11 protein-coding genes are annotated in these 13,836 nt (G+C 60.2%); 1 reads left to right on the forward strand and 10 read right to left on the reverse strand.

What is annotated here, in order from left to right; translation table 11 throughout:
• Nucleotides 1-204: 204 nt before the first annotated feature.
• Complete coding sequence (gene pdxR / locus QQJ86_RS15495; protein ID WP_284321869.1) at nt 205-1,683, reverse strand: MocR-like pyridoxine biosynthesis transcription factor PdxR; 1,479 nt, start codon at nt 1,681-1,683, stop codon at nt 205-207.
• A gap of 351 nt (nt 1,684-2,034) precedes the next feature.
• On the opposite strand from pdxR, the gene QQJ86_RS15500 reads away from it, so the two are divergent.
• A complete protein-coding gene (locus QQJ86_RS15500) occupies nt 2,035-2,901 on the forward strand; it encodes a transporter (protein WP_284321870.1) in 867 nt (288 codons plus the stop codon).
• A 249-nt stretch (nt 2,902-3,150) separates the two neighbouring features.
• Here the strand turns inward: QQJ86_RS15500 and QQJ86_RS15505 are convergent, their stop codons facing one another.
• From QQJ86_RS15505 to QQJ86_RS15545, 9 genes are all read right to left on the reverse strand, one after another.
• Nucleotides 3,151-3,957, reverse strand: coding sequence for a ferritin-like domain-containing protein (locus QQJ86_RS15505; protein WP_284321871.1), 807 nt, complete (start codon nt 3,955-3,957; stop codon nt 3,151-3,153).
• A gap of 177 nt (nt 3,958-4,134) precedes the next feature.
• The gene (gene purF / locus QQJ86_RS15510) at nt 4,135-5,610 is read right to left on the reverse strand and encodes an amidophosphoribosyltransferase (protein WP_284321872.1); all 1,476 of its coding nucleotides are present in this window, start codon (nt 5,608-5,610) and stop codon (nt 4,135-4,137) included.
• A gap of 7 nt (nt 5,611-5,617) precedes the next feature.
• Complete coding sequence (locus tag QQJ86_RS15515; RefSeq protein ID WP_284321873.1) at nt 5,618-6,220, reverse strand: CvpA family protein; 603 nt, start codon at nt 6,218-6,220, stop codon at nt 5,618-5,620.
• Nucleotides 6,221-6,245: 25 nt separating this feature from the next.
• Nucleotides 6,246-7,202: an SPOR domain-containing protein gene (locus QQJ86_RS15520; protein ID WP_284321874.1), complete on the reverse strand. Its 957-nt coding sequence runs from the start codon at nt 7,200-7,202 to the stop codon at nt 6,246-6,248.
• A 277-nt stretch (nt 7,203-7,479) separates the two neighbouring features.
• Entirely contained in the window at nt 7,480-8,751 is a 1,272-nt protein-coding gene (gene folC, locus QQJ86_RS15525; RefSeq protein ID WP_284321875.1) for a bifunctional tetrahydrofolate synthase/dihydrofolate synthase, read from the reverse strand.
• Between the two features lie 156 nt (nt 8,752-8,907).
• A complete protein-coding gene (locus tag QQJ86_RS15530) occupies nt 8,908-9,069 on the reverse strand; it encodes a hypothetical protein (RefSeq protein ID WP_284321876.1) in 162 nt (53 codons plus the stop codon).
• A 258-nt stretch (nt 9,070-9,327) separates the two neighbouring features.
• Nucleotides 9,328-10,077 (reverse strand): slipin family protein, encoded by a 750-nt coding sequence (locus tag QQJ86_RS15535; protein WP_284321877.1) that lies wholly within the window; start codon nt 10,075-10,077, stop codon nt 9,328-9,330.
• The gene (locus tag QQJ86_RS15540; protein WP_284321878.1) at nt 10,074-11,480 is read right to left on the reverse strand and encodes an NfeD family protein; all 1,407 of its coding nucleotides are present in this window, start codon (nt 11,478-11,480) and stop codon (nt 10,074-10,076) included. Before QQJ86_RS15540 ends, QQJ86_RS15535 begins: the two co-directional genes overlap by 4 nt.
• A 683-nt stretch (nt 11,481-12,163) precedes the next feature.
• The gene (locus QQJ86_RS15545) at nt 12,164-13,825 is read right to left on the reverse strand and encodes a PQQ-dependent sugar dehydrogenase (protein WP_284321879.1); all 1,662 of its coding nucleotides are present in this window, start codon (nt 13,823-13,825) and stop codon (nt 12,164-12,166) included.
• Nucleotides 13,826-13,836: the final 11 nt, after the last annotated feature.

A 13,836-nucleotide genomic window follows, 5' to 3' on the forward strand; every position in this document is an offset into this window, starting at 1 on the left:
CATGGACTCGCCCTCGCTCGTTACAGAACGGTGGATAGTTTTACTCTCCACCGCTGGCCCATGAGGCCTTATTTAGCGCGGGGGCGAGTCCATGTAATTACGACGCTTAGTGATGCGGTAAAGCTCGGACCCCGGTGTCCTTGGCCGCTTAGAAAGTCGCTGGGCCCCGGCCTTCGCCGGGGCGACGGATTATTTAGGGCAGCCCTATAGGCAAGACCTGAGTTTCCGTACCCCATCCCGAATCTCCGCCACGCTCGCCCCCGAATAACCAAGGATCACCCCACCTCGCTTCGGTGGCTTCGCGTAGCAAATGGACAACGGCCGCGTAGAGATGCCTAGCTTGGCGGTTTTGATGGAGAGCGCGACGTCGTCGATACCGCGCGGCAATAGCGCGGTGAGTTGCATGCCTGCGTGGGTGCCTATGATTTCGAGTTTGTCGTCCATGTATCGATCGATGGCTTCGAGCAATGCGGTGCGTCGTTCGAGATACAGCGCGCGCATGCGGCGAATATGGCGAGCGAATTGGCCTTCGGTGATGAAATCGGTGAGTGCGGCTTGGTAGAGCGTGGGTGAGAAGGTGTCGAAGGCGTCGCGCACGGTGGCGAAGGCTGGGACAAGGTCTTTGGGGACGACGATGTAGCCGACGCGTAGCGCGGGGAACATGACTTTGCTAAAGGTGCCGACGTAGATGACACGGTCTTCGGCATCCATGCCTTGCAGGGATGCGAGTGGTCTTCCACCGAATCGATATTCGCTGTCGTAGTCGTCTTCGATGATCCACGCACCGGCGCGCGCGGCCCAGCTCAGGAGTTGCATGCGTCGTGCGGCGCTCATGGTGACGCCGAGTGGGAATTGATGTGAAGGCGAGATGTAGATGGCGCGTGCGTTTTTACTCAGCCGAATGCCGACGTCGACATTCAAACCTTCTTCGTCCACCGGAACTGGAACGATATCCGCACCGACGGTGCGCAATGCTTGTCGTGCGCCGGGATAGCCGGGATCTTCCATCCATACGCGATCTTTCGCTTCCAACAAGGCGTGAGCGCAGATCTGCAGACCTTGTTGCGAGCCGGTTGTGATGAGAATCTGCGATGCATCGCAGCGCACGGCGCGCACGGTGCCTAGGTATTCGGCGATGGCTTCGCGCAATGGCATATGGCCCATGGGGTTGCCGTACACCATGTGATTAATCGGCGGTCTGCGCGCGTGGCGATTGATGAGTTTGGACCATGCTGTGGCTGGAAAATGATCGATGGCGGGCAAGCCGACACGAAACGCGCCCTGATTGTCTGCCCAGGTTTGTGGTGCGGTACGCAATGCGGCAACGCGTTGGGAAATTCTGCGTGGCACGCTTTGCACGGTTTTGGGTTGCGCCGCGCGCTGCGTTGCATTCGTGGGTTTGAGCACTTCGCCGGGTATCGAGTGCGCCACACAGGTACCGGCGCCGACGAAGGTTTCCAGATAACCTTCCGCGTACAACTGCTCGTATGCGCTCAACACAGGTATGCGCGAAATGTTGAGCTCGTTCGCCAAGCTGCGTGTAGAAGGCACGCGCTGCCCTGGCCGCAAGCGGCCATCCATGATGGCGCGGCGAAACCATTCGGAGAGCTGGTCGTACATCGGCACGCCGCTGGCAGCATCCAGAGCAACTGGGGGAAGGAAACCAGCGGATAGTCGTTTCATGCCGGGGGCCTTAAAGTCGTTTCATCGATCTTGAAGTGGTCATATCGAATCATACCCAAGTGGCTATTTTCGTAAACCACTGGTGAGCGTACTTTTTGCCTCCTGCGGCCGGTGCCGCTGGGAGGCTGATGTCATGCGCTCGCATCACTTCAAGCAATCTTTCTCCGATGACAGCGGCAAAACATGGGAACTGAATTTCGTTGCGAACCCCTCGCGCATCAAATCGTGAATGCGCGGCGGCGCGCTGGCGTTTACACGCTGCTGTGCATGCTTGGCTGTCTGATACGGTCAATCCCCGCATGCGCGCAGACAGTGCCGGCGCAGCCGCCCGCTCCTTCAACGCAGGAATCAATGAGCGATGCGTGGTGGACGGGGCCGATGCTGGCCAATTCCGCTGAAACGTTGCCGCCTGGGCACTTTTTGTTCGAGCCCTATCTCTATGATGTTCGCCGTCCGAATACCAGCACGTTCGGCTCGAATACCTACATGCTTTACGGCTTGGTCGATCGACTTTCGATCGGGATGATTCCGGTAATCAGCTACAACCAGGTCAGCCACGGGCCGAACAGCTCAAGCATCGGCGTTGGCGATTGGACATTGCAGGCGCAGTACCGGCTCACCGAATTTCAGCAAGGCAGTTGGATACCGACCACGGCCATCCTTGTGCAGGAAACCCTTCCCACGGGCAAATACGACCAACTGGGCAACCGTCCCGGCGATGGCATGGGCAGTGGCACCTATACCACTACCGTGTGGCTTAATACGCAGATGTATTGGTGGTTGCCGAATGGGCGCATTCTGCGTACGCGCTTCAATATATCGAAGTCGTTTTCGCGCAGTACACGCGTGAGGGGTGTGAGCGTGTATGGGACGGATGATGGGTTTAACGGGAGGGTGAAGCCCGGCAATGGTTTCTTTGCCGATCTGGCCTTCGAATACAGCCTTACGCAACGGTGGGTGCTGGCTACGGATCTTACGTATAGCCATAACGGTAATACGCGTTTGGCTGGGTTGGATTTTGTGGATCCGAGCAATGTGCCGTTTCCGCAGAATGTGCGGTTGAATTCGGGTTCCAGTACGGCGTTTGGGATAGCGCCGGCGATTGAGTACAACTGGTCGCCGACGATTGGTGTGTTATTGGGAACACGGGTGATTTTTGGAGGGCGTAACAGTACGGGGTCGGTGACGCCGGCTGTGGCGATTAATTATGTGTATTGAATAGGGCACACATCAGTCGCGTAGATTGCCATGAAAGTACACACTCCCTCACAGCCGTCATTCCCGCGAAAGCGGGAATCTATTTTGCGCTGATGCATCCTTGAAAATGGATTCCCGCTTTCGCGGGAATGACGACATTCTGGGGTCACTGACATCATGGTGAGTGCCGCAATGCTGCATGATCGCTGGGTGGAAACCCCAACATCAGGGTGTATGGGCGCACAACAATGTTGGGGTTTTCACCCCAACCTACGCGAGCGCCAATGCAGTCAGGCGATCAAGCTCCACGTCATCGAAGCCAGCCTGCAAACGCGCAGGACGATTGAACGGACCGCGCAGGTTGCGTCCCATGTAATCGCGCACCAGATCAAGAAAGGTTTCGCGCGAGTCTAAACCATCGCGTTCGCAACACCAACGAAACCAGCGCGTGCCAGCGGCAACGTGGGCGACTTCTTCGCGCAGGATCACTTCCAGTATTGCGATGGTGGGTTCGTCGCCTACTCCGCGCAGGCGTTCGATCATGCTCGGCGTTACGTCCAAGCCGCGCGCCTCTAGCACGCGTGGCACCAGGGCCATGCGCGCGGTGTCGTGGTGTGCGGTTTTCTCGGCCATTTCCCACAGGCCGTTGTGCGCGTCGAAATCGCCGTAGACGTGTCCTAGTTCGGCGAGACGGTCGGATAGCAAGGCGAAATGGCGTGCTTCGTCATTCGCGCAGCTGGCCCAGTCGCGGTAGTAGTCCAACGGCATGCCTCGGAATCGATACACCGCATCCCACGCTAGATTGATGGCGTTGAATTCGATATGTGCGACGGCGTGCACGAGTGCAGCGCGGCCTTCGGGCGTACCAAGGCCGCGATGCGGAACTTGGCGTTGCGGCACAAGTTGCGGAAGTGCGGGCCGACCGGGCGTGCCGATAGGTTCTGGTGCAAGTGAAGTTGAATCGGGATGCAGTTCGCCGGATTGCAAAGCTTCCCATGTCGCCTGCGTAAGGCGCAGTTTCTCGGCGGGATCGGTGGCGTCGAGGCAGCGTTTGGCGGCGGTATGGAGGTCAGTCATGACGCTATGCATGGCTACATACGAAGCCGCCATTCCCGCGTTCGCGGGAATGACGGCCTTGAAAGTGAGCAGCTTCGAGTGAATTCATGGCAAGCCCCCTCACCCCACCCTTTTTCCCCTTGAGAAAAGGGAAACAGGGAATACCCTCCCCGGAGGGAAGAAGGAGAAAAGCAAAAACTACGCGCTGCGACGCGCCGCTTTCGCATCATCCGAACGCAGCATCTCAATCTGCTCCAGATAATGCTGGTCCAGACCGGTGATGTATTCGCCGGAGAAACATGACGTATCGAAATGCTTGAGGTTTTCGTTGCCGTCCTGCACCGCCCAGATCAGATCCTTCAGATCCTGATAGATCAGCCAGTCGGCACCGAGCACCTTCTCCACTTCGGCAACAGTATGTCCGGCGGCGACCAGCTCAGAAGCAGCGGGCATGTCGATGCCGTACACGTTCGGATAGCGCACCGGCGGCGCAGCGGACGCGAAGAACACGTTTTTCGCTCCGGCATCGCGCGCCATCTGGATGATCTGGCGGGAGGTGGTGCCGCGCACGATGGAGTCGTCCACCAGCAACACGTTCTTCTTGCGGAATTCCAGTTCCACCGGATTGAGCTTGCGGCGCACGGATTTCACGCGCTCGCCCTGCCCCGGCATGATGAAGGTGCGGCCGATGTAGCGATTCTTCACGAAACCCTCGCGGAACGGCACACCCAGCATTTCAGCCAGCGCGCTGGCGGCCGTGCGTGCGGTGTCCGGAATCGGGATCACCGCGTCGATACCGTGATCGGGGCGCTCGCGCAAAATCTTTTCCGCCAGCTTCTGGCCCATGCGCAGGCGCGCTTTGTACACCGACACGTTCTCGATCATCGAATCGGGGCGTGCCAAGTACACGTATTCGAAAATGCACGGTGCGTGCACGGCACCTTCCGCACACATGCGGGTGTGCAGCTGGCCGTCGTTGGTGATGAACACGGCTTCGCCCGGCGCCACGTCGCGCAGTCGCTTGAAGCCGAGGATGTCCAGCGCCACGGATTCGGAAGCCAGCGCGTATTCACGCCCATCTGGCGTAATGCGTTCGCCAAGCACCAGCGGACGGATGCCGTTCGGATCGCGGAAGCCAAGCAGGCCGTAGCCAAGCAGCAGCGCCAGGCACGCGTAACCACCGCGCGCACGCGCGTGCATGCCGGCCACCGCCTTGAAGATGTGGTCCGGCGTGAGCGACATGCGATCCTGGATCTGCAGCTCATGCGCCAGCACGTTCAACAGCACTTCCGAATCGGAGTCGGTGTTGATGTGGCGACGGTCGTCTTCGAACATCTCGCGCCGCAGCGTTTCGGTGTTCACCAGATTGCCGTTGTGCGCAATGGCGATGCCGTAAGGCGAATTCACGTAGAACGGCTGCGCTTCGGTGGCGCCTTCGGAACCCGCCGTTGGATAGCGGCAATGCCCGATGCCGACGCGGCCGCGTAAGCGGTTCATGGCGCTCTGGTTGAACACGTCGCGCACCAACCCGTTTTCCTTGTGCAGTCGTAAACGCGCACCGTCCACGGTGGCGATACCGGCCGCGTCCTGCCCGCGATGCTGCAGGACGGTGAGGCCGTCATAAAGCGCCGATGCCACCTCGGTGGTACCGACTATGCCGATGATTCCGCACATGGTGTTGCTACCCGTTAGTGTGATGCGTTGCGTCGGCCGCGCTCGAAGCTGCAGCCGGAAAAATGGTGCCATGCGCCGGCAGGCTGCCGGGCATTACGTTGGGCAAATGCACAGGGAAATTTTCCCGGTGCAGATATTGGCGCACGTTCGGCGGCATTTCGTGTTCCAGCCAGGTCGCCAGACTGTTGAACTGCGGCAGCAAGGTCGATTCATGCCACAGCGGCTCGCGTGCGAAGCCGGTCTGATTCACCAGAAACACGATCAACGTCACCAGCAGCAAACCGCGTGCAAAACCGAAAATCATGCCAAGCAGGCGATCCGTGCCACCCAGCCCTGTACTGTCCACCAACGCATGGATCGCGAACCGCACCAATGCGCCAAGAATCAGCACGGCGATAAAACAAAGCCCGTAGCCGACCAGCAAGCGCAGCAGCGGTGTCTGGATGGAATGCTCGAAATGGGTCGACACATCCGGCCCATACGTCCAGGCCACCCAGAACGCCGCGATCCATGTGACCAGTGCCAGCACCTCGGATATGAGGCCGCGCCACAAACCCACAAGGACCGACAGACCCAGTACCGCGATGATGATGAAGTCGACCGCGTTCATGGCGTCGTTTCCGGCGTCAGGGAGTTCAATTGGCGCTGACGACGTTGCCGTCGAGTCCCAGCTTGGCCTTGATCTGGTCGCGCAGCGAAACCGCGTCCGCACGTTGGGTTTGCGGCCCCGCGCGGACACGCCACAACTGGCGTCCACCGGCATTCACCGAGTCCACGAAACCGTCGAAACCGTTGGCGCGCAGCTTGTCGCGCAACGCCAGTGCATCGGATTGGCTGCCCATGGCCGCCACCTGTACCGCCCAGGCGCCAGCCCTGACAGGCGTGCCCGCTGCCGGTGCCGGCACGTCACCCTGCGGGGTGGTGGCGCCGCTTTCCAGGTGGGCCGGAATACTCGGCATCGACTGGGTGATCTTCAGCCGCGCGGCCTCTGCCTGGGCGCGGGTTTCGAACGGCCCGGCGCTCACCAGGGTCAGCGACTTCCCTGCCCGTTGAATGGTCTGCCCACGCACCGGGTACCCCATGCCGCGCACCTTCTGCATCAGGCGGTTGGCACCGTCCGTTGCATAGGCGCTGAGATTCACTGCATAGATGCCGCGAGCGGCGGTGGCAGGGGGCGTATCCGGAATAACCGGCTGTTGCTGCGGCTGAACCAGGGGTACGGCCGGACGGTTCGCGGCAGCGGTCGCTTTCGGCGGCGTTGCCGGGATGATCGGTTGCACCGGCGTCGGCTGTTGCGGCGGCGGCGCTTGAACGGCCGGTGCCGCCGTACTGGCCGCAGCGATGTTCACCGGCGTCATACCTTCTACGTTGGCCGCCGTGCTGGCGGGCGTCGGCGCGGCGCTGGTGGCGGGGGCCGCGCCGGAAAGGCTCATGGTCTTGGTCTGCAGGTCGCGATCGGGAGCCGGGGGAATCGCCAAATTCACCGACTGATCCGTGCTGGCTGTTGAAGGCGGCTTGCTCGAAAACATCATCGGCACGAACAGGATCGCCAGCGCAACGAGTACGGCAGCTCCCAACAGGCGTGTGTTCAAGATGGACTCCAGACAACCAACTTGTGCGTGACGCGGCGGATTATACCTGCCCGTGCCGGGTTACATGACAAATGGATGATCTATGTTTCTTGAAAACTCACTTGCGCCGCGCAGCCGTCCCCTCTCCCCTCCGGGGAGAGGGTTAGGGTGAGGGGACAATCTTGCGATGAAGGAACATCATTGCTTTTCACCATAGCTGAGCAATGCAATGAAGCGCATGCAGATCATCGCAAGCGCAACCCCTCACCCCAGCCCTCTCCCCGGAGGGGAGAGGGGGTTAAGTACTGGCATCAACCAACACTGCGGAAGCAACGAAGAACGACCCGAACGCAAGAATGCGCTCACCATGACGTGCCGAAGCACGCGCCGCTGCAAGCGCCTTCGGCACATTGTCGTGCGTATCGAAACCGGCACGCGGCAGCACCTGATGCAACACGCCGGCGAGCACGCTGGCTGAAAGCCCGCGCGGTGTATCCTGATCCAGGCTGGCAAGGTGCCAATGCGTGATGCGCGATCCCAACGCCGCCATCACGCCGCCCACATCCTTATCGGAAAGCGCACCGTACACCGCGTGCACGCGGCCACCGGGCTGCGCATCCAGCCAATCGGCCAGCGCCCTGGCCGCCTGCGGGTTGTGGCCGACGTCGACGATCAACGCCGGATCGCCGCCCAGCGACTGCAAGCGCGCTGGCGCACGTGGGAAGTGCATGCCCACCGAGGCAATGCGTTCCAACTCCACCGGGTTTACTGCCTGCAAAGCATGCAGCGCGGCAATGGCCGATGAGGCATTCGCGTATTGCACCGGTGCAGCAAGTTCCGGTGCAGGCAGCGTCAGCACCGTTCCGTCGCGATGATGCCAGCGCCAACGGTGCACCTCACGCTCCACATAGAAGTCGTGCCCTGCACGCTCGATATGGGCACCTCGCTCAGCGAGCACGTCCAGCAAACCCTTCGGCGGTTCGGATTCGCCCACGATGGCGGGACGATCGCGGCGTGCGATGCCGGCTTTCTCACGGCCGATACCGTCGCGATCCGGGCCTAGCCATTCCACGTGATCCAGATCCACGGTGGTGATGATCACCGCGTTCGCATCGATGATGTTGACGGCATCCAACCGCCCACCGAGGCCGACTTCCAGCACGGCAGTATCGAGATCGGCGCGTGCAAACAGATCGAGCGCAGCCAGCGTTCCGAATTCGAAATACGTAAGGGAGATGTCGCCACGGGCCAGCTCGATGCGCTCGAAGCTCTCGATCAAGTCGATGTCGTCGACATCGAGGCCCGCGATGCGCACCCGTTCGTTATAGCGAAGAAGATGCGGCGAGGTGTAGGAACCCACACGCTGCCCTGCTGCGGCGAGCATGGCTTCGAGAAAGGCCACCGTGGAACCCTTGCCGTTGGTACCGCCCACCGTGATCACACGCCGCGCGATCTCGGGTGCACCCATGCGTTGCCACACGGCGCGCACCCGATCCAATCCCAGATCCACGCCGAGTGCGTGAACACGTTGTTGATAGTCCAGCCATTCGGCAAGGGTGGTGGGTTTCACGCGCAGCTCCGGAATCAAGCCCGCGCAACATAAAGGGAGTCGCGTGTTTGCACAATCTATGTAAGTGGCTTGGGTTACCCCGGACTTGATCCGGGGGTAACCCAACATGTCGCGATGTTTTGTTGGGTTAAGCGTCGCTAACCCAACCTTGCAAGACTAGAAAATATGCATGCCGGTCGCATGGAGCGCCCAATACATGGCGAACGCGGTCCAGAACATACGCTTCAACGCCTTACCAGCCAGAAAAGCGGCCAGCAGGCCGATCAGCCAGGGCATGTATTTATCAAGCGTGCTGCGCGTCTCGTTGATGGTGTTCATGGTTTGTCCTCCCCCACCCGGATTGGGTGTGGAAGGCATCATCTGCTTATGACTGGTCCCGCGGCAGGCGCAGGCGTCATTCGTCGAATCTGACAAGCGTCATATGGCGGGGAGATCACCGCGAAAGTCCTCGCTCTCACCTCACGGCCGTCATTCCCGCGAAAGCAGGAATCCATTTTGCTCAGATGCATCCTTGAAAATGGATTCCCGCTTTCGCGGGAATGACGGCCGTAACGAAACACACGCTTTCACGACAAGTTATGTAGATTTGTCGATCAAGGGCTTCAACAAATCCAACGGCAGCGGAAACACGATGGTGCTGGATTGCCCGCTGCTGGACATGCTCGCCAAGGTCTGCAGATACCGCAATTGCAACGCCTGCGGCTGCTCTGACAGCTTGGCTGCGGCATCGCGCAGTTTTTCGGCGGCTTGCAGTTCGCCATCGGCATGGATCACTTTCGCACGACGTTCGCGCTCCGCCTCAGCCTGGCGGGCGATCGCGCGCACCATGGTCTCGTTGAGGTCCACGTCTTTGATTTCGACGTTGGTGATCTTGATACCCCAGGGATCGGTCGCTTCATCCAAGATCTGCTGCAAGCTGTGATTGATCGAATCGCGCTGCGAGAGAATTTCATCCAGTTCATGCTGACCGAGCACCGAGCGCAAACGCGTCTGCGAAAGTTGACTGGTCGCCTGGTAGAAATTCTCCACTTTCAGCACCGATTTGTCCGGCTCCATCACACGGAAATACACCACCGCGTTCACTCGCACGGAAACGTTGTCGCGTGAGATCACATCTTGTGGTGGTACATCCATCACGGTCACGCGCAGATCCACCCGTATCATCCGCTGCACGAGCGGCACCAGGATCACCAAGCCTGGCCCTTTTGTGCCGGTATAGCGGCCCAGCGTCAGCACCACGCCGCGCTGGTATTCCGGCAACACCTTGATCGACGAAGACAGCAACGCAATCACGAAGATCACGATAACGCCAGCAAAACCGATCATGAAGTTTCTCCTTCGCCCGTACGTAACGCAGCCACCCGCAACAGCAAGCCGTAGCGGCCGGTGATTCGCACTTGCGTACCGGCGGGAAGCGCCGCCTCGCTTTGCACGCGCCAGCGTTCGCCGCCGATGCGCGCCCATCCTTCGCCACCCGCAACCACGGCCTGCAGCAGTTCGCCGGTGTCTTGCAGCATCTGTTCCTCGCCATTGAATGCGCGCGCGCGGCGTGCGCGCATCACCAGTCGCAGCAGCATGGCCAGAATGGCCATCGCGCAGAAGGCGATGCCTGCAATCACGCCAACATTCACCGTATAGCCCGGCACGTCGGTACGAAACAGCATGATCGAACCCAACACGAAGGCGATCACGCCACCTACGCCGAGCACGCCGGCCGTAGGCACGAACACTTCCGCCAATAGCAGGGCCACACCCAGTGCCATCAGCGTGAGCCCGGCATAACTCACTGGCAGCAGTTGCAGCGCGTACAAGCCGATCAACAAGCAGATGCCTCCGGTAACGCCCGGATAGAACGAACCTGGATGAAACGCTTCCAGGATCAAGCCGTAAATGCCGGCGAGCAACAAGACGTAAGCGATGGTGGGATTAGTGATGATGCCGAGAAAGCGCGCGCGCCAGTCGGGCGGATAGTCGCGCAACGGCAAGCCACGCAAAGCCAATGTGATAGTGCCGCCATTCACGCGTACGACGCGTCCATCCGCCTGCGCCAGCAGCGCATCGCTATCGACTGCAATGAAGTCAACCACATGTTGCGCTACGGCTTCGCTGGCCGTAAGCGTCGCCGCACCGCGCACCGCTTGCTCAGCCCATGTCGCGTTGCGTCCATGCATTTGCGCAAGCGCGCGAATGTTGGCGATAGCGTCATTGAGTATCTTGTTGGCTTCCGCATCGGCGACGGGATGAGTGCCAGCCTTGTCGCTGGATTTACTCGACGAAGGCGCAGCGCTGTCCAACGGCGACGGCATCGGCGTAGGACCGCCCAATTCGACGGGCGTAGCTGCACCGACATGCGTGGCCGGTGCCATGGCCGCGATCGGACACGCATAAAGAATGTACGTGCCCGCGGAAGCAGCGCGTGCGCCGCTGGGTGCCACGTAACCAAGTACTGGAATTTTCGCCGCCAGAATGCCGCCAATGATGTCGCGCATCGATTCCAGCAATCCGCCTGGCGTATCCATTTGCAGCACGATCGCTTTCGCACCTTGGTCGGTGGCACGCTGGATGGCGTTGTCGACATATTCGGCCGCAGCCGGGCCGATCGGACCGTTCAGTTCGATGCGCGCAACGAAGGCTTCGCTTGCCGGCGCTTCGGACGTCGAGCGCGTCCAGGCCAGCGCCAGTGCGGCGCATAGCGCGGCTCCCCACACGATCCATGCTTTCCGTGACATGACGCTGGCTCCTCGCCGACATGCTCACTGCGCAGCCGTCGCGTGTGGCGGCTGTGGAAAGGATATTACGCTGATGTGTTCGAGGGTGCGTCTGCAGGGCCCCTCTTGCTTAGGCCTGATTAGCGTCTTGCCTCAGTTGGGCATGTTGTGGTGTTGGGGCATTGCCTGCGGCGCTTCCGGTCGCGAAGCGACCGGGTCACTTTTCTTTGCTGGCCCAAAGAAAAGTAACCCAAAGAAATGGCCTAACAGGCTCACAGCATGGGTAGGGTAAAAGCCTGAACGTCTATGGCTAGATCGAAGGTTGCCCGCCCAGGTTCAATGCCCCCGCTATACCGCGAGGCGTCGAAGCCCTGAGGGCTTAAAGCGCGCCTGCCGACAGGTTGAGCTTTGCCGAGGTCTGCCAGATCTGCCTTAAGTCCTCAGCGCTTCGACGCCTCGCGGTATAGCGGGGTGGTGGAAGCTTGGCCCGCTAACGATCAATGCATGGCGTAATCGTTCGAGCTTGTAACCTGCGTAGTGCCATGAGCTTTTGAGGCCATTTCTTTGGGTTACTTTTCTTTGGGCCAGCAAAGAAAAGTGACCCGGTCGCTTCGCGACCGGAAGCGCCGCAGGCAATGATGACACTCACGACATGCCCAACTGAGGCAAGACGCTAATCAGGCCCCAAAGAGAGAGGAGCGCAATCACTTCCCGACGTAATCCACGCGCCAGATCGAGTTCGAACCATCATCGGTCACCAGCAATGAACCATCCGTCGCCGTAGTAAGGCTTACCGGCCTGCCCCACACGCGCCCATCCGGCAGCACGAAACCAGTGAGGAAATCCTGGTACTCGCCGCTTGCCTTGCTGGTGTGATGGCGCGGAATGCGGATCACTTCATAACCCACACGCGTAGCTTTGTTCCACGAACCGTGTTCGGCCGCGAACAGATCGCCATGGTATTCGGACGGGAAATGGCTGGCTTCGTAGAACGTGATCTGCAGCGATGCATTGTGCGGCTGCAAAATCACGTCGGGGGTGATCACTTTGTTCTGCAGCTCCGGATGCTTGCCCTTGTGGCGTGGGTCCTGGTGGCCGCCCATGTACCACCACGGCCATCCGTAGAAACCGCCTTCGCTTACGGCAGTAATGTAGTCGGGCACAAGATTGTCACCCAGGCCATCGCGCTCGTTGACGGTGGTCCATAGCTGCCCGTTCTTCGGATCGATCGCAATGCCAGATGGATTGCGGATACCCCATGCGTGCACGCGCATGTTGGAACCATCGGGATCGAACGCGAGAATGTTTGCGCGATGTTTTTCCTCCGGCGTCGTATCCGGATCATCCACGTTGGATGCCGAACCCACTGCGACAAACAGTGTTTTGTTGTCGCGCGAAAACGCCAAATCGCGTGTCCAATGTCCGCCCGCGGGCAAATCGGCAATATGCTCGGCCGATCCGCGCGCCTTCAGATCTCCGTTGCGATAAGGAAAACGCAACACCGCATTCGTGTCGCCGATATACACCCATTGCGGGTCCGGCCCTGTCGGATAGAACGCAATACCGTATGGCTTATCCAGGTTCGCAACGAATATGGACGTCTGCGCCGGCTTGCCGTCGGCGGTCATGCCGCGATAAACACGGATCTGCCCGCTGCCGCTTTCAGCAAGAAAAATGTCGCCATCGGGTGCAGTGCGAATCACGCGCGGCGTATCCAGCCCTTCCGCATAAAGGTTCACTTTGAAGCCCGGCGGCGCTATGGGCAACGTGCCCTCCGGACGCGACGTCATCTCCGGCCCGTTGCTGGCCGAATGCGTGGCATAAGGTGCCGGCAGATCGGCGAGCGTGATCTTGCGTGTCACGCCAGGAGCTTCGTAACGGAAATCGGTGAACGGCGGGGTCGGCGGCGGCGTGTGGACGGGCGAGCCGGCCATAGCAGTTTGTTGTGTGGCAACAACCTTCACCGAGGGCAGCGTCTTCAGGTAGGCAACGATCTGCCACCGCACTTGCTCCGGCAACGCTGCCCAGGACGGCATGCCATCTTTCACGTCCCCCTTGGTGATGAACCAGAACAGCGCGCCTTCCGTTGTCTGTTGTGCAGGCCCTTGCCGCAACGAGGGAATATTGCCAGCGCCCTGCCCTGCAGCACCATGGCAGCTGGCGCAGTACGTTGCATACGAATTGCCGCCGGCGTGGATGGCATCGACCTGCCCGTGATACGGGTTGGCGACCGAAGCTGCAGCGCTCGGCACGTGATGAAAGGTTTCCTGCGCCTGCACGATAGTTGTCAGCAACCCCACGCAACCGGCCCATGCAAGGCAAACCACGCGGGATGATATCGACGACACCGAAGAATGCTTAGCCATGAGCTGCCTCT

The organism is Dyella acidisoli, assembly GCF_030160295.1.
Classification (GTDB): domain Bacteria; phylum Pseudomonadota; class Gammaproteobacteria; order Xanthomonadales; family Rhodanobacteraceae; genus Dyella_B; species Dyella_B acidisoli.

Bases quoted from the DNA above. Each gene is read 5' to 3' on its own strand.
- pdxR (WP_284321869.1), bottom strand. From the start codon at position 1,683: ATGAAACGACTATCCGCTGGTTTCCTTCCCCCAGTTGCTCTGGATGCT.
- QQJ86_RS15500 (WP_284321870.1), top strand. From the start codon at position 2,035: ATGAGCGATGCGTGGTGGACGGGGCCGATGCTGGCCAATTCCGCTGAA.
- QQJ86_RS15505 (WP_284321871.1), bottom strand. From the start codon at position 3,957: ATGACTGACCTCCATACCGCCGCCAAACGCTGCCTCGACGCCACCGAT.
- purF (WP_284321872.1), bottom strand. From the start codon at position 5,610: ATGTGCGGAATCATCGGCATAGTCGGTACCACCGAGGTGGCATCGGCG.
- QQJ86_RS15515 (WP_284321873.1), bottom strand. From the start codon at position 6,220: ATGAACGCGGTCGACTTCATCATCATCGCGGTACTGGGTCTGTCGGTC.
- QQJ86_RS15530 (WP_284321876.1), bottom strand. From the start codon at position 9,069: ATGAACACCATCAACGAGACGCGCAGCACGCTTGATAAATACATGCCC.
- QQJ86_RS15535 (WP_284321877.1), bottom strand. From the start codon at position 10,077: ATGATCGGTTTTGCTGGCGTTATCGTGATCTTCGTGATTGCGTTGCTG.
- QQJ86_RS15540 (WP_284321878.1), bottom strand. From the start codon at position 11,480: ATGTCACGGAAAGCATGGATCGTGTGGGGAGCCGCGCTATGCGCCGCA.
- QQJ86_RS15545 (WP_284321879.1), bottom strand. From the start codon at position 13,825: ATGGCTAAGCATTCTTCGGTGTCGTCGATATCATCCCGCGTGGTTTGC.